The sequence below is a fragment of the Metabacillus rhizolycopersici genome (assembly GCF_020075705.1).
The window spans coordinates 1-389 of the sequence record NZ_JAIQUM010000289.1; the positions used below are offsets into that span (position 1 = coordinate 1).

At 47.6% G+C, this 389-nt stretch carries 2 tRNA genes and 1 rRNA gene; all 3 read right to left on the bottom strand.

Going from position 1 to position 389, the window contains the following annotated elements:
- Window positions 1-75 (bottom strand): 16S ribosomal RNA (locus K9V48_RS28670); the annotation flags it as partial.
- A 101-nt stretch (window positions 76-176) separates the two neighbouring features.
- Window positions 177-250 (bottom strand) — tRNA-Gly (locus tag K9V48_RS28675).
- 12 nt (window positions 251-262) lie between these two features.
- Window positions 263-339, bottom strand: a tRNA-Pro gene (locus K9V48_RS28680).
- Between the last annotated feature and the right edge of the window lie 50 nt (window positions 340-389).

Consider the following 389-nt stretch of genomic DNA (forward strand, 5'->3'; position numbering starts at 1 on the left):
ATCAATTCGCTCGACTTGCATGTATTAGGCACGCCGCCAGCGTTCGTCCTGAGCCAGGATCAAACTCTCCAATAAAGTGTTTGACTTGCTCATAAGTTTTGTACTATATAGTACGTTTTTGTTAATCAAAATTAACGTTGGCACGCTTGGTTTTGTTTAGTTTTCAAAGATCATTTTGGAGCGGGTGAAGGGAATCGAACCCTCATCATCAGCTTGGAAGGCTGAGGTTTTACCACTAAACTACACCCGCATAGTGACTCGCTGGTCGGGAAGACAGGATTCGAACCTGCGACCCCTTGGTCCCAAACCAAGTGCTCTACCAAGCTGAGCTACTTCCCGTCATATGGCGCGCCCGAGAGGAGTCGAACCCCTAACCTTTTGATCCGTAG